General features: G+C 36.2%; 12 protein-coding genes and 4 pseudogenes. 3 read left to right on the forward strand and 13 right to left on the reverse strand.

Translation table 11 applies throughout. The annotated features are described in order from the left end of the window. Positions 1 to 71, forward strand: a pseudogene (locus ABR397_RS20645) (RNA-guided endonuclease InsQ/TnpB family protein); the annotation flags it as partial. 71 nt (positions 72 to 142) lie between these two features. Here the strand turns inward: ABR397_RS20645 and ABR397_RS20650 are convergent. From ABR397_RS20650 to ABR397_RS20660, 3 genes are all read right to left on the reverse strand, one after another. Continuing rightward, a complete protein-coding gene (locus ABR397_RS20650) occupies positions 143 to 1672 on the reverse strand; it encodes an MFS transporter (protein WP_350307357.1) in 1530 nt (509 codons plus the stop codon). Positions 1673 to 1819: 147 nt separating this feature from the next. Continuing rightward, positions 1820 to 2848: a Gfo/Idh/MocA family protein gene (locus ABR397_RS20655; RefSeq protein WP_350307358.1), complete on the reverse strand. Its 1029-nt coding sequence runs from the start codon at positions 2846 to 2848 to the stop codon at positions 1820 to 1822. 479 nt (positions 2849 to 3327) lie between these two features. After that, positions 3328 to 3528 (reverse strand): hypothetical protein, encoded by a 201-nt coding sequence (locus ABR397_RS20660; RefSeq protein ID WP_350307359.1) that lies wholly within the window; start codon positions 3526 to 3528, stop codon positions 3328 to 3330. Between the two features lie 149 nt (positions 3529 to 3677). Here ABR397_RS20660 and ABR397_RS20665 point away from each other — a divergent pair, with 149 nt between their 5' ends. Further along, a complete protein-coding gene (locus tag ABR397_RS20665; protein ID WP_011146066.1) occupies positions 3678 to 4703 on the forward strand; it encodes an IS630-like element ISPlu3 family transposase in 1026 nt (341 codons plus the stop codon). 720 nt (positions 4704 to 5423) lie between these two features. Here the strand turns inward: ABR397_RS20665 and ABR397_RS20670 are convergent. From ABR397_RS20670 to ABR397_RS20710, 9 genes and pseudogenes are all read right to left on the reverse strand, one after another. Continuing rightward, positions 5424 to 6515 (reverse strand): inositol-3-phosphate synthase, encoded by a 1092-nt coding sequence (locus tag ABR397_RS20670; RefSeq protein WP_350307360.1) that lies wholly within the window; start codon positions 6513 to 6515, stop codon positions 5424 to 5426. 162 nt (positions 6516 to 6677) lie between these two features. Beyond that, positions 6678 to 7645 (reverse strand): annotated as a pseudogene (locus tag ABR397_RS20675) (IS30 family transposase). 70 nt (positions 7646 to 7715) lie between these two features. Further along, positions 7716 to 9068 carry an MFS transporter gene (locus ABR397_RS20680; protein WP_350307361.1) on the reverse strand — a complete coding sequence of 451 codons (1353 nt, stop codon included), beginning with the start codon at positions 9066 to 9068 and terminating at the stop codon, positions 7716 to 7718. Between the two features lie 66 nt (positions 9069 to 9134). Then, a complete protein-coding gene (locus ABR397_RS20685) occupies positions 9135 to 10082 on the reverse strand; it encodes a TauD/TfdA dioxygenase family protein (RefSeq protein ID WP_350307362.1) in 948 nt (315 codons plus the stop codon). A 34-nt stretch (positions 10083 to 10116) separates the two neighbouring features. Further along, a complete protein-coding gene (locus tag ABR397_RS20690; protein WP_350307363.1) occupies positions 10117 to 11328 on the reverse strand; it encodes an MFS transporter in 1212 nt (403 codons plus the stop codon). Positions 11329 to 11372: 44 nt separating this feature from the next. Then, positions 11373 to 12557, reverse strand: coding sequence for a CaiB/BaiF CoA transferase family protein (locus ABR397_RS20695; RefSeq protein WP_350307364.1), 1185 nt, complete (start codon positions 12555 to 12557; stop codon positions 11373 to 11375). 316 nt (positions 12558 to 12873) lie between these two features. Next, positions 12874 to 13359 (reverse strand): hypothetical protein, encoded by a 486-nt coding sequence (locus tag ABR397_RS20700; RefSeq protein ID WP_350307365.1) that lies wholly within the window; start codon positions 13357 to 13359, stop codon positions 12874 to 12876. After that, positions 13352 to 14560: an aromatic ring-hydroxylating oxygenase subunit alpha gene (locus ABR397_RS20705; protein WP_350307366.1), complete on the reverse strand. Its 1209-nt coding sequence runs from the start codon at positions 14558 to 14560 to the stop codon at positions 13352 to 13354. Before ABR397_RS20705 ends, ABR397_RS20700 begins: the two co-directional genes overlap by 8 nt. 10 nt (positions 14561 to 14570) lie before the next feature. Continuing rightward, a complete protein-coding gene (locus ABR397_RS20710; RefSeq protein WP_350307367.1) occupies positions 14571 to 15665 on the reverse strand; it encodes a cupin domain-containing protein in 1095 nt (364 codons plus the stop codon). 689 nt (positions 15666 to 16354) lie between these two features. Here ABR397_RS20710 and ABR397_RS20715 point away from each other — a divergent pair. Beyond that, a pseudogene (locus tag ABR397_RS20715) lies at positions 16355 to 16645 on the forward strand (hypothetical protein); the annotation flags it as partial. Positions 16646 to 16681: 36 nt separating this feature from the next. On the opposite strand, the pseudogene ABR397_RS20720 reads toward ABR397_RS20715, so the two are convergent. Beyond that, positions 16682 to 16751 (reverse strand): annotated as a pseudogene (locus ABR397_RS20720) (RNA-guided endonuclease InsQ/TnpB family protein); the annotation flags it as partial.

The following is a 16751-nucleotide window of genomic DNA, read 5'->3' on the forward strand; positions in this document are numbered from 1 at the left end:
AAGCGGCGGGACTCGTCGTTTCTGCCCATGGAGGCCAGTGTAAATCCGTCACACAGACGGTTGCGGCCTAGGAAGTGGGAAGCCTCGCCCGACAGGGCGGGGAGCAGTCACTATCACAATACTTCTCCATTTGGAAACTCGCTTAAGCTGTTTTTCGAAGAAAAATAAAAGATACTATGGATAAAAATATAGCAATTATTACAGTAGAACCTGCAACTACAGCAAGACCCGATGCAAAGGCATCACTTGCTTGTTCCCTAAGATAAGCACCTTTAACTCCTCCTAACGTGGAGGCTTCTGCCATAGCGATAGAAAATGAGTTCGCAGCATGTTCTACGATAGAACTATTAATATCGCTACTAACAAGGCCTCCGGCTAAAATTCGTTGGTAAACAACTGTCCCTAGTGTACCGAAAAGGGCTATACCTAGTCCCATACCAAGTTCAGTCGCTGTTTCAGCTGCTGCACCTGCTGAAGCACTCTTGCCTTCGGGTGCTGAGGAAATCACGATATCAGTACCTAGTGCATCGAAAGGACCTGCCCCTAAATACACAACAACAATACCTGCTATCACCCACACTGGGCCTAGTTGAACGCCAAGCGCTATAGTAATAAGACCTACTGACATCACGAGAAATCCTATCCCAATAACTGCTCCACTGCTTTTCATTTTCCTTGAAAGGGCGGGAGATATAAGCGCTCCTATAAGCAGTCCAAGTGATGCAGGTGCAATTGATGCGCCAGCAGCAACAGGACTTAGTCCGTAAGCTAGCTGGAGATATTGAGGTACAAAAAGAGTTAAGCCTCCTATAATAGAAGGCCCCAATAAAAGTATCATCAATGCAGTCGCTACTCCTGCATTGGATAGGATCATTTTAAGATCCAGAAGGGGATTACTGACTTTAAGTTGCCGAATAACAAATATTCCTCCGGCAATAAACCCCCAAGCTAAAACCAAAGTAGTACTTAGCTTTATTTCAGTACTGACAAGTCCTTTAAACCCATAAACAAGCGGAAGTATAGTAGCAAGAAAAAGTATACTACTAATCCAATCGTATTGTTTTTGGTTTTCAAGCTTAAATCCTTTAGGAAAAACTATCGGACCAGCTATTAGCAAGGGAAGTATTACAGGAACAGCTAAGAGAAAAATAGCTTCCCATCCAAAAAATTCCAATAAAGCCCCACCTATTATTGGCCCAAGAGCAAACCCCGCCATGAAAGCAGCAGTCCATATTGCAATTGCTCGTCTACGATGGTGTGGATTTTGGAATATCTCACTTATCAGACCAAGGGTCGCTGGCATAAGTGTTGCACCAGCAATGCCTAGTGCTGCCCTTACTATAATGAGAATAGAGGAGGTTGGTGACATAGAAGCTACAGCTGAAAGCACTGCGAAAGCAGCGCCCCCAATTAATAAGACGCGACGATTTCCCCAACGATCACTCATTCCTCCCATTGGCATCAGAAATCCTGCAATCATGAGTGGGTAGATGTCTAAAATCCACAGTTCTTCTACTGACGTAGTGTCAAGAGAGGCAGCTATGTGTGCTAAAGCCAAGTATAATGCACTCATATCTAAAGCAAGCACAGCGGTTGGTAAACAAAGCAGGCAAAGTGCCAGCCAAGATTGTGATTCGTTCAACGTTATCCGCTGACCTGTTTTTATTGACATTAAAACTCTCCTATTTGCTCTAGAATCAATTTATTGTAAATTTTGGTAAATCTAGCTGCGTCTAAGTAGCAAAGCATAATTACTCGCGGAACTATATATAAATCTAAAGAGAAGTCCCTTATTATTTCTTAAAGTTAAACTCATAATTCAAGTTGCTGAGTAATTAGGAATATCCAAATCAATCCATTTTCCTGATTGGAAACTGGAATCATATGCTGCGTCTATAGTAGCCGATGTCACGAGCGACTCAATGATTAGTGGAGCACGACGTGTTGGATTCATAACTAAATCTTCAAAATCAAGAAACATATCCCGAAACCAACTTTTATGTGTAGGATCATTGAATTCAGAATTGATTGTTTTTTTAATGACTTTTCCATCTGATGCATAAGTTAGTTCATCATCATTAACTATTATTGAACCTCGAGTTCCTGATATGCTATAGCAGGTACTTCTATGATCAGCCGACCATGATAATGTAAAGCTTACTTCTACATCATTTGTACAGTGCATACGAACAAAAGCTGTATCCTCAGTGTCTGGAAATACATCACGAAACCGTCCTGAGATACATGAAACTGATAGGGGAGTGGAATTAGTTAGGTGCATTGCTGCGTATATACTATGCGGTCCATGATCGCGAAGAATCCCTCCTTTTGATATGCTCGATTTTCTTCTCCAATCTGGATCCCAATCTTTTACGCCTAAGGCATGACCTAAGCGTAAGGTTTTGAAATCTGCACACACAATTTTTCCTAACCCCCCTGCCTGCACGATTTTTCGCACTTCTGTAAGTACAGGAGAAAACTTGTATACGTGACAAGGATAAAACAGTTTATCGCTTGAAGTTATTTTGGATATTTGGTCCCTATATCCCGATAAGTCAGGTAAAAAGACAGGTTTTTCACATAATGTGTGAAGTCCATAATCTAATGCCTGAGCGCTATAGATAGCGTGAGTGTCAGGAGGAGTACACACATCGATAAAATCAAGATCTTCGGCTTTAACAAGTTGCTCAAATGTAGAGTAAGCTGTAAGACCAAAATTTTCTTCCGCTATACGTCGTCTCTCTGGTGACACATCGACAATGGAGGTTACTGAAAGTCCATTACACTGCCGATATCCTGCGAGATGTCCAGTTGCTATTACTCCAAAGCCTATAATTGCGCCTTTCATATTGGTTACCTCATTATGTTATGGAACTAATTTTGTGTTATACCTCAATGGATATTTAGATTTGAGTTTATGTAAATATTAAACCTATGGCAGTTTTGTTTTGTATAGGGTAATTTCTTAAAATATAATGTCACATAGAAACTTCATTAATATTAACGTTATTAACCCGCAGGGTATTTAGATCGGGTTTTATATGGCTGAAAGCAGCATGAAACCTGGATCCCTAACACTATATGCCTTTTCATAATAGTGAGAGTATCAGTAGTGATTTTTCCTTATCCCGCGTGACGCGCGGGATAAGGAATACTCCTACCATTTTGAAAAGTCATATAGGTAAATTTCCACCCCGTTAATAACAAAATGAATAGCCATGCCAATTTAACTTCAAGGTGCATTTTATATTTCTCCTCACAGAGATAAATATAATAAATCAGGTTGTCTTGTAGGTTACAATTTGAAGTTTATAGAGTATATAAAGACTATCTATGGTATGGAGTGATAAACCTATCATAGCCAGTTTCTTTTTTATTTTTATTATAAGCTTTAAAAGCTTCTTCTATTTTATTTTTTACTCCAAATCCATTATGGAAAACAATATAATTTAACATAAGCGTTGCCGAAAAAATAACCACATAAACAATGAATATTTTAATTGCATTTTTTTTGTAAAAATTAATCATGATATTACCTATGAGCTTCCAGTGTCATATATTATGTATTGACTTGTGAACCCAGCGAAAGAAACTCTTATTTAATTATCATTATGTTATATACCCGTAATCATTGAAGATGCTTGATTTTATCCGAAATGGAGATCATTATCCTCGCTATGAAAATATTTATTACATCAGAACAAAAAATCAAACTTGAACGTCTTCACGACACCACTCGTGATGGTCAGGTACGAGACAGAATAAAAGCTATCCTTCTGGCTTCTGAAGGGTGGAGTTCTGTGATGATCGCCCAGGCATTGCGACTCCATCAGACCACCGTTGACCGCCATATCAGTGATTACCTTAATCAAGGTAAACTTAAATCTGACAATGGAGGGTCTGATAGTTTGCTTTCCCGAGAACAAACTGATTTTTTAATCAATCACTTATCTCAACATCTTTTCCATCACACCCATGAAATCGTGGCCTATGTTGCTCAGCTCTGGAATATTACCTTTAGCATTCCCGGCATGAATAAATGGCTACACCGTCAGGGTTTTTCTTATAAAAAACCTTGTGGCGTCCCTCATAAATTCGACGCAGAAAAACAGCGACAATTTATTGAATATTATGAGAATCTTAAAGTCACAGCGAAAGACGAACCCATCCTTTTTCTTGACGCGGTTCACCCGACTCAAGGTACCAAACTCAGTTATGGCTGGATGCGAAAGGGCGAGAAAAAAACAGTCAAAACTACAGGAAGCCGGACTCGCCTGAATATATTGGGCGCGCTCAACCTGAATGCCATTGGTCGTACGGTGTTCCAGGAATATCAAACCATTAATGACTACAACATTTGCTGTTTTTTCAATGAAATAAGAAAGTCTTATCCTGACTATCATCAAAAAATTCACCTTATTGTGGATGGGGCGGGTTACAACAAAGCTCATCTCGTGAAGGAGTGGGCTTATGTTAGCAATATTGAGTTACATTACCTTCCTCCCTATAGCCCAAATTTAAACCCAATAGAGCGATTATGGAAGGTCATGAATGAACAGGTTCGAAATAACCGTTATTTCGCTGATAAACATGAATTTCGAGACAACGTCTTCAAATTTTTCACCACAACGCTACCGGATATAGCGGACTCGCTGATGTCTAGAATTAACGACCATTTTCAGGTGCTAAAAACTGCATCTTGAAGTTTCTTGGGTATATTCCTTATTTAGGGGGGTAATACCATAATCTTCTCTAATGCTATTTTAGAAATTAATCTCTCATTGATTTTATTAATATATAATCACAGTGTTCCAATACATACCTTGTGTTTTCATTAGTTATATATTGAAATCATTTAATTGTATTACCCATGAAAAATATCATTCATGAAAATATATACAGAATATGTAATAGTCACTATTAAATAGAGACAATTTAAGGTGACAGTGCAACCATGTTATTAATCTGGAGATGATTTATATCTCTAAATTTATAAATACAGTACAACTTTGTTAGACCTTCAGGGTGAGAGCGCGAACGTTTTATGAACATAATTAGAACGAAAATAGCTCTCGGTCAGATTAAGCTTGAAGCAATTCAACACATCATGTCATCAAAATAGTTTGGATATTGTTCGTGTTGTTTTTAATTTAAGCACTCACTCTCTCACCCTGGTTAGACCTTAATTACCACCAGATTAATATTTATATAAATATCTGAAAGCTATTTTTAAGAAATAAATACCAATGAGATTAATTTATATTTTTCACTGCATTTTTCTTGCTCGTTAGTTAAATAAATCACACTACTCACAACTAAAAAATTAAATTTAAATAAATTATATGTACTTAAAAGGCTAATAGTATTCCTTATTTAACTATAAGTAGTTGATACTTATTAACATAATAAGTGTAATTGGATTTTTATTTCTGTATCTCGTCCCTTATGAAGGCTTCAACTTTTTCATGAGCCATTTCGTCGGAAAATTGTTCTGGCGGAGATTTCATAAAGTAACTGGAAGCAGAAATTAATGGTCCTCCAATCCCACGATCTAAACCAATTTTTGCTGCTCGCACAGCGTCAATGATCACTCCAGCAGAATTAGGTGAATCCCAAACTTCAAGTTTATATTCTATTGAGACAGGCGCATCACCAAAATTACGCCCTTCCAAACGGACAAATGCCCACTTCCGATCATCTAACCACTGGACATAATCAGAAGGACCTATGTGTATATCTTTCTTCGACAATATAGCTGAAGTATTTGAAGTAACTGCTTGGGTTTTGGAAATTTTCTTAGATTCTAAGCGTTCCCGTTCCAGCATATTTTTGAAGTCCATGTTGCCACCTACATTTAATTGATATGTACGATCAAGGGTAACTCCTCTTTTCTCAAAAAGTTTTACCAACTCACGGTGAGTGATTGTTGCGCCAATTTGGGATTTAATATCATCACCTATAATTGGAATGCCTGATTCTTCAAATTTTTTTGCTAACTCGGGTTCACTAGCTATAAACACTGGTAACGCATTCACAAAAGCAACACCAGCATCAATTGCAGCTTGTGCATAGAAACGGGCTGCCTTTTCAGAACCTACTGGAAGATAACAAACTAAAACATCAACATTAGCGCTTATCAATGAAGAAACCACATCAACTGGTGGCTCACTAGATTCTTGAATAAGTTGTCGATAATAATATCCTAGACCGTCCAACGTTGGACCACGAAGTACCTCTACTCCGATTGTTGGAACATCACAAATTTTAATAGTATTATTCTCTGATGTATTAATTGCCTCAGATAAGTCTAGACCAACCTTGGCTGCATCAACATCAAAGGCCATAACAAACTCAATATCAGAAACGTGATACTTTCCGAAGCGGACATGCATTAAACCTGGAATTTTCTGATCATCAGGTGCGTTTTTGTAATACTCTACACCTTGAATTAGTGAAGATGCACAGTTACCAACACCAACAATTGCTACACGAATAGGTTTTTTTGAACTTGTCATATTTTCTCCTTGAAATTGCCTATGAATAATAAATTGTTGAACACTACCAAAATATTAAAGAGTATTAGGTTATTCATTCCGCTTCTTCAAATGAAGATACAATTAATAATTTTTATAAAAAATAATTTAAGGAGGTAGATTCACATAATAAGTGCAACATCGTTAATCTGGAAGTAAACATGTTCGTATTCCTTTAAATAATTCATTCGGTGTTTTCCCACCCCGTGTTTTTCGAGGGCGATTATTTAATCGGTTTACCACAAAATTTATTTCCTGATCAGAGATTTCATTAAAATTGATTCCCTTTGGAAAGTGTTGTCTGATTAACCCATTGATATTCTCATTGATCCCTCTTTCCCAAGGCGAATAAGGGTGAGCAAAGTAAATTTGGGTTTCTAATTCTTCACCGATGATTTCATGATCTGCGAACTCCAAACCGTTATCGGACGTGATGGTCTTAACCTTTTGTTTTAACGGGTATAATACTTTCACTGCCGCTTTCGCGACTTCTGATGCCCGCTTGCTATCAAGTTTAACGATAATTGTATACAGCGTCTTGCGGTCAACCAATGTTAATAAGACACTTTTTTATCTTTCCCTATTATCGTATCTCCTTCCCAGTCCCCAATACGTTCTTTTTTATCAACAATTTCCGGGCGTTCATCAATACTGACCCGATTTTTAATTTTACCTCTTCTTTCATCGTGACCATAGCGTTTGCGATAGGGTTTTCTGGCTATTCGCAGATGTTGCCATAAATCACCCCCCTCTCTTTTATCTTGATAAATCAGTCTATAAATCGTCTCATGATGCAAAGATATCCCTTTATGTTGCTTCAAATAATCAGCCACCTGTTCAGGGTTTAAATCTTTCCAAATTAACCGTTTTATCCACCTTTTTACTTCCGGCGTTATTTTCACGGCTTTCTTAGCAAAATGACGACGCGCCAATACCTTCAAATGAGCCTGTTCAGGGCAGTATGTCTGGACTTCTTGATTTCTCTTCAATTCTCTGCTGATGGTCGATGGGCTTCGCTTAAGTGACTCCGCAATAAAAAGCTGTGAAAAACCCGCTTCTCTTAAACTGGAAATCGGGTATCTTTCTGTTTCGGTCAGTTGTGTATAGGCCATAGTGCATTTTCCTTTGGCAAGAAAGATGCCTACTATAGCAACTGACCGCCCTTCTGAAAAATTGCACTTATTAGTCGAATCCGCCTGATGAAAATATTTTAGTTTTTTTATTATTTAAGACTATAAGTAAACTAAATAATGAAATAGATGCAATCGCAGATGGAATGAATAAAGTCATAAGTACCCCTCGATAGCCTAATCCTAGTTGCACTAGCCATGCTCCAAACATCGCACCTAATATCCCTCCTGCACGACCAATTCCAAGCATCCATGATACACCTGTAGCTCTGGAGGTTGTAGGGTAATGAAGTGTAGCTATTGTTCCCATAGATGCTTGTGCACTATTCATTGTCGTTCCGGCTAAGAGGATTAATATTCCTAAACTGATTATATTATCAACATATCCTATAGAGAAGAGCAAAATACCCGTTATGAGATAGTTAAATGATACTATCTTATGAGGAGATAACTTATCCATGATAATTCCTGATATTATCGTCCCAATTCCACCACCTAAAGGAAATAAAGCAGTTAAAATAGTTGCATAACTTAATTCAAAACCAGAGTCTTTGATAAGTATAGGCATCCAATTTGTGACAACATAGAATATTAATAATCCCATAAAATATGCGTTCCAGAGAAGCAAAGTTGATGATAAATGTTCATGGGATAAAATTTCATTAATAGGTTTAATTTTTTGTTTTTCGATAAATTTTAATCTTAAAAAATCTATTTTATTATAATTTTCACCAACTATTTTTTTGCAAATTCTCTTTATTTTTTCTTCCGATTTGTTTTTATTAATCAAGAATAAAACTGATTCTGGAAGAATGAAAATAAGTGGAAAAACTAAAAGTATAGGGATAATTCCGCCAATAATTAGCATACTCTCCCAACCAAACTTGGGAATCATAAAGGAGCCAAGAATACCTCCCATAGCTGCTCCGAAGGGAAACCCACAAAATACAGAGTTAACCATAAGTGACTTTCTATTTTCTGGTGCATATTCAGAAATCAATGTCAAAGCATTAGACATAGCAGCTCCAATACCTATTCCGGTTAATAAACGCCAGAATGATAATTGGTAGACAGTTGTAGAAAATATCGTTGCAATACTACATATTCCAAACATGAAAACAGAAATTACAATAACAGGTTTACGCCCTAGTTTGTCTGATATAGGACCTGATGTTACAGCTCCCACAGATAAACCAACCAATGCTGAACTCATAGCAATCCCAAGGTCTGTTTTTGAAATCCCCCAACTATCAACAATAGCAGGAGCAATATAACCGATCAGAGCAGTATCGAAACCATCTAAAATAAGAATGCTCAAACATAAAAATAATATTTTTATGTGCAAAGATGATATCTTTGCAAATCTAATTGTGTCTTGGACACTCAACTTTATTGTAGAATTCATCTTATTAACCAATACATTCAGGTGAAAAGCAAAAAGGGACTTAAGCGTCCCTTTGTTAAGTTAGGACTAACTTTCAATCTCGAATTGACGTTTAGCACGGCGTGAATCGTTATGGTTATATGCTGGTACTTTAAATTTACGCAATTGTTCAGGGCTTACAGATTCCGACTCACTAATTGGTTGATCACCTTCAATAGTCACCCGCTCCATATATCGGCGATTTGGATAATAATCATGAACAGCAGCATGCTGTACAGAGCGATTATCCCACATTACTAACATGTTTGGTTTCCAATGGTGCCTATATTGATATTCAAGTACTGATGTTGTATTAAATAATTGTGTCAATAGCGCATCACTATCTCGTTGATCCATATTTCTTATATAACGAGTGTAATTTTGGTTAACAAATAGGGTTTTCTTTTTCGTTTTTGGATGAATTCGAACAACTGGATGGGCGATTGGAGGATATTCCAACTCTTTCTTTTGTAATAATTTTTTACCTTCTTCTGTGTCTGGAAAAAGATATTTATACGATGAAAAGTCATGTATAGCTTCCAATCCTCGGATGAAATCTTGAGTTTTTATTGAAAGAAAATCATAAGCAGTTGTCATACTGCTAAAACAAGTATCACCACCTATTTCAGGAACAATTCTTGAATAAAGCATTGTAGCCATAGGGGGGCAAAGCTTATATGTTTCATCCGAATGCCAGCGATCTGTTAATACAGGTGGATTACCATTCTTATAATCAAATACTATTAACTCTGGATTTTTTTCACTGTTCTCTGCAAAAGGGTGTACAGTTAACTGACCAAAATATCTCCCTATACGCATTAAATCTTCTGATGTGAGATCTTGATCTGGAAATACCAAGACTTCATGTTCTTCAAGATCTAATTCAATAGTTTTTATTATATTTTTATTTAATGGATGATTTAGTTTGATATCACGTATTTCTGCACAAAAGTATGGAGTTAGTTTACGTATGGTATATTCAATTTTATCACTCATTTTGTTTTATCTCCAAAATTATCACTTACAGATTTTAAATTTTATTTTTTATAACTTTGTTTACTATTGGTTTTTTTATTGCTGAAATAAACAAGATGATTGAACATATCATCATAGGAAGAAATACATAACTTGGATTTCCTGAAATATCCCATGATAACCCACTAATTACTGGTGTTATAACTGCACAAGTATAACCAATTGTCAACATTAGTGAAGTAGATCTATGCACCTCATGTGGCTCGCTAATCATACTAGGTAGTCCTAACATTAGTATTAAAACGATAGCAGAAAAAAAACCGATGAATGCTGAACCAATAACTATATATTCAGTACCAAAGTACATAATGCTGCTAAAAGATGCAATTAATCCTATTCCTGATATCAAATATGGATATCGTAGTTTTGCTACAGTAGTTCTTGTCATCATAAGAATAATAGAAGCAGGGATTTGCCCTAAATTTAAAGCAACCAAAGAAATAGATGTTAAATTCTCAAAATTAGTTTCATGTAAGTAACGTGGAATAAAAAAATTGGTTGCAAAATATGTTGCATTTACACATCCCATTATTAATCCTAACTTCCACAATATAATATTATTCCATTCTGGAACCCACTTTATATTTTTATTTATCGATATTATTTCATGTTTATTTTTAGGTGCTAAATTGTATATAAAAATTGCAATTATTAATGTTATCGCAGCCCAAAAAACATATGTAAGTCGCCAAGATCCCACCATAGGTAATAAAATAGATTTTGTCACTGCAACAGGAATAACTTCGCCTCCAAGAAGAAGACCATTAACATAAATAGCCGTTGCAATCACAATATGTTTTGGAAACCAATCCTTTACAATAGAAGGTAATGCAGGTTGCATAAAAGCAACTCCCAACCCTGTTATCATTGTCGCCGTATACATAATAATTATATCATCGGCTGCTCCACGGAATGCAGAACCTAAACTTGTAATCAGCAAACCAAGGATAAGAGTCTTTATTGCGCTCGTTCTTGCAATTAATAGAGAGCCTAGAATTGCGGTACCAGCAAATAAAACTGCTGGCAAGCCAGAAATAATCCCAACTTGAGTTTCAGTTAAATTTAGATCGCGATGAATGTCAGAAATAATTGGCGGGGTAGCCAATATTGTCAAACGCGTTCCTGCACCAGCTAGCCATAATAAAAATAGCTTTATAAAAGATTTTATTGACCAAAAACTATATATTTCAGTGTACGGTGCATTCATTGTCTCATCTCTATTAATTAAATATATTTATTATCTTATTGTTTCTAGATAACTTCTATTTTGCGAAACGATGCAATTTCATCATTATCAAAACCAAGGAAATTTTTTAATAAATTTTCTGTGTGTTGCCCATGTTCTGGAGCAGGATTACGTACTGTATCAAAGTCAGAGAAAGCGCTTAGATGCATGGGTTGACCTACCAGAGTCAAATCGCCTAATAATGGGTGCTTAATAGAACATTTCATCTGCAAATACTGAATTTGCGGATCGGACATAGCTTGTGCTATATCATAGATGTAACCACTTGGTATCCCATTCTCATTTAGAATTTGTATTAGCTGTTTACTCTCGAATTTCTGTGTTACAGCTTGAATTTCATCCATAAGCTGCTTTCTGTTTTTTGAACGATTATAGATATCTGAATATTGAGGATTCAAATAAACATCTTCTATATCAAGCAGATGACATAACTTTTGGAATTTTTCATCTTCTGCAGCCGCAATATTTATTTCACTATCCTTAGTTCTTACGACGCCAACAGGCATTAATGTCGGGTGGTCATTTCCCATAAGTTCAGGTGTTTTGCCATCTGCAAGCCATCGAGCGACTTGGAAATCCATGATAGCTAAAGTTGATTCAAGAAGTGAAGTATATACCCATTGTCCTTCACCTGTTTTTTCTCGATGATATAGTGCCAGTAAAACTGCCTGAGCTAGATTCATGCCTGAGCTAATATCAGCAATAGCAACACCAGTCCTGAGCGCACCGCTTTCTTGAGTACCTGTCACAGACATAAGTCCTGACATGCCTTGTACTATTTGATCAACAGCTGGTCGAGAACTATAAGGGCCATTTTGCCCAAAGCCACTAATACTGCCACATATAATACGAGGATTAATTTTTTTCAAAGATTCATAATCGACACCTAAACGAAACTTAACTTCAGGCCTAAAATTTTCAAGCACGATATCAGCTTTACGAACCAAACGCTGGAGAATCCCTTGTCCTTGCTTTGTTTTCAAATTAACTGATAAACTTTTTTTATTTCTATGAAGGTTTTGGTAATCAAAACCTTCACGAGTCCCCCCCATACTGTCACCTTTATCGGTAGGTTCCTCAATCTTGATAATTTCGGCTCCCCAGTCACCCAGTAGTCGTGATGTGACTGGACCAGCCCTATGCCGCGTTAAATCAATAACAACAATTCCTGATAATGGTAAAGCCGTCATTCCGCACCTCATTATTGTGATTTAAATCATAATCAATATAATTAAATTCAGTAATTTCAATGTGCTTTATAGTAAATACCAACTGTTAATCTAATACTTCCCTTTTCAGGATCACAACAGATTTTCACTATAGAAATAATACCTATTTCTTTGATGCTGTGAATGTTTTTTATCAAAAAAAACCGCATTTCTCAAAGAAGCCTAAAAACCAAAAATGGTCGTGTTCATGTCTACATCCTTCGGAGAAAAAATTCCCCAAATTTATGCAAAATGTAGGGTAAAAAATTCATTCTCATTTAATTATATAGAATGCAACTTAGATCGGGTACACAATTGAATCTGTAATAATATCTGCTGTACAAATACAGAGACGTTCTTTAAATAAAGCAGCACCACTTTTGTATTCGATAATATCCTTAGTTATACCACTTATTAGCAACTTATTTTCTTGACCACATATGCTTTCATGAACTGTAAATATTGTTTCTGTATTGGCTAATATTTTCTCTCCACCGCGTTCGAGCTTTGTCAATAATATATTAGATGTTATCCTTTGTTGTACTCTGTCTCTAAAGTAAATTGACCCAGATAAAGCGGATGCACGATCTATGAGCATTTTCTTTCCTTCACAAAAAACAAAGCATAGATCCCATCCATTATCTATATTCTGTTTTGAAGTAATCCGGTATATACAATCATCTGTAAAATATGATGCCCAATTATCTAATATTTTTGAGTCTAAATTTTTGTTGTATAAGCTATACAATCTATTGATAGTAAACCAAATTTTATAATCATCCAAGATTCATAACTCCTCGGTAATATTTATAAAATCCACGGATAGCCGCTTCTGTCATCATGTGGTCTTCACTCGACTCACCAACACTAGCTTCTAAAATGATTTCGGAGTCTGGCATGCTTTTAGCCCCTTCTTGGGTTACAGCCAAAATCTCATTATCATCTATGGTAACCAATCCTGAAGGACCGAGTAGGTTTGCTTGAAATAATCTCCGTTTCGTCAACTCCTCAGATTCATTTTCATAGCCAAAAAAAGTCCAAATTTTAATGCAACTATCTGTACCATCAGGGATAACATGACGCATAGCTAAGCAATTAAGTTGTTGCAGCAGGATGAGATTTGGAAAAACAGTCATAATTGCGCCTGTACCATGGTCATATTCACGCTGATGCTCGATGATTCTCGGATCTAAAAGTGATAACTCTGTTTTTGCCTCTGCATTTTTTTTAATTTCAGCTTCGGTGAAAGACGCTGTTGATACTAATACACTGCTTTTGCCAGAAAAACAAACTTTTACACTAGTTTTTTGATCTGAACGCCAAATACCGAAGTTTTTAAAAAATGAATGCAGAAGTGCTGCATGAAATGGATCTTTTACATTTTCAATTTGAAGTTTCCAATTACAGTTAACTCTATGCTGCATTTTCCCAATAACTTTTAGTTTCCTACCATCACAAACACGATCAAAGTATGAGAGCATGACAGGGTCTAAATATGTTTCAAATGGTTCAATATCATATGAAAAACTAGCAAATACAACACCATGTCTTTCAGTCACATTAAGAGCCTGCAAACCATGTTCTTCAGGATGAAAAAATTCAGACATTCCACCTTTTCCATTAATACCTTTTCTAAAAGGCATCCCAGCTAAGTTACCCTCTAAACTAAATGACCACTCATGATAAGGACATACAAGTAGCTTAGTATTACCCTGAGGGTTATGGCAGATCTTAGCTCCTCTATGGGGACAACGGTTTACAAATACGCGCAATATTCCTTTTCTATCACGAATTAAAATGACAGGAACATTTCCCACAAATGTTTGTATATAGTCACCAAAATTTTCAACCTCTGAAGAAAGCCCAACATAATTCCATGTGTTTCCCAGAAAAATATTTTTAATTTCTTGTTCATATATCTGGTTACATATATAAATTTTGGAGGGCACCCTTCGGGTGCCTTCTTTACCCCATTGAAGGTTCATTAACCAACTCCTAGGATTCGTTTTCCATTGCACTACTTTCGTATACTGTTAAATCAGCGATACGTGACATTACAGTCATTAACATAGCCCAGCCTTTATTTTGGATCTCAAATAAAGGTTTTCCATCTGCAATATTGTAGTTAGATATGAATTCATAGCCCATACGTACATGTTCATCATCTAGAATACTATGAATGTCAAAGTGAGCTTTAGGAGTCGTATCATCCATTACAGGTTTAATATGTTTGTAGAAGAAAATAGCTGAGGCTTCAACTACCAAATGAACTAAAACAACTTTTTCTAATTCAGTTGCTGTTGTCATTTTATAAGCAAACCATGAACTTGCGGCTTCAAGAACTGGATCAAATACAGGTTCAAAATCTATACGGCTATTTTTGAGAGCACGATTATGTCCGAATTCTTCTTCTAGATGGGACATTGTAATCTCTTCGAAAGCAGCGTTGTGTAATGTTGCAGCACGAGTTAACACCATTTTCTGAAAATGATCAGACCAAACTTGGAAACAATCGAGAAATCTTTTCTTTGCTTGTGTTTTTTTTAATAGTCCACGATTTACTAAGGCAAAAAGTTTATGCTTATCAAAACGTTCCATATAAATCTCATTACGAAAAAATAATTGTTCCGCAATTGTAGTACCTAAATTTTTATTAACTTGCTCAGGAAGGAAAGTTGCCCAAGGGTCAGTAAAATCCTCGTAAAGGCCACGAGAATCGAATTGAATGGATAATCCCCAGAAACCATCGGGATAACCACCTTTGAAACCATGAAGACAACCAGGTGGAACTAAAAGCGCATCACCGGCTTCCATAGCTGTTTGTATATCCCCTGTTGATTCAGCAGAACCTTCACAGAGCAAAATCATTGATTCTACTGGATGAATATGTGGTTCTAATTCTTCACCGGCTTCAAGACGAACCCATGCCATGGATATACGGTTATCATCTGGTAAAAAATCTATCAATTGGTTATTTTTCATAAAATCTTTTACGTGTCCTAACCAATGTTCCACACCATTCACTTCAATAGTGCGCATCGATGGAATATGATCTCGTTTTACTAATGTGACTTTAGATAATTTTTTCATTTTTCATTCTCTATAATTGTCAAGGCGAGAGCATGAATGCTTATTATCATTCAACAATTAGGTTCACATTTTTATAAAAAACTTAGTTTAAAAATAGCTTAGAATAAAATATCATTTCAAAAAAATAAATGATCATTATATCTACAATGCTTGATTATAATTATATTTTACTATAATTTAGGCGCTACCCCCCACCCTGCGATAACAATTTTTTATATTTCAATGCTAAAGCCAAGAGTAATTAAATAATTTTTAACCGTTAACCATTTTATTATAGTAAATATTCTTTTTTTTGACACCATTCACATTTTTCATAAAATTAATTGTTTGTTTTTTACAATACCATTTTCACCACTATTTTTATGTTTCTTACTATTTAACTTTGAATTATAATTTATGTAATTTATTCTATAAACTAATAAAAAAGAAAATAATTTTATTAACTTATTTTTTAATTTAAAATATTATTATTTATTTTTGAAATTTAATTAATACTTACACCCTATGGATTTCAAGATATATCGCGACGACAAGGGAGCGAATCCCCGGAAGCATAGATAACTATGTGGCCGGGGTGAGCGAGCACAGCCAACAAAGAGGCAACTTGAAATATGACGGATTATTCTATGAATTTTAAGATGAGTTTCGTAGGTTATATCAAGGCTAATGCATGAGCGAATGTCAGTAAGAACATTAATGAGCTTGAAGAACATCTCAAAAACCCCCTAATCAACCGAACCACCAGAAACATGCATATAACCGCAAGCGGCAGGAATTACTATCATCAGGAGTGCAATATCCTGGACGAGTTTGAAAATGCTGACTTATCAGTTATGAAAACTTCTCATACTCTGACAGGCTCAATCGGCGGTGAGCAGTCACATAACTATGGCATTCATAAAAGCCGGAAAGTCAGGGCATGGTTAAAGCAAAATGCTAAATTTAATCTGTTTCTTTACCTGTTTATTCTCCCTGGGTGACTGCTCCCCGCCCTGTCGGGCGAGGCTTCCCACTTCCTAGGCCGCAACCGTCTGTGTGACGGATTTACACTGGCCTCCATGGGCAGAAACGACGAGTCCCGCCGCT

The organism is Photorhabdus viridis, from assembly GCF_040256935.1.
GTDB classification, from domain to species: Bacteria; Pseudomonadota; Gammaproteobacteria; order Enterobacterales; family Enterobacteriaceae; genus Photorhabdus; species Photorhabdus viridis.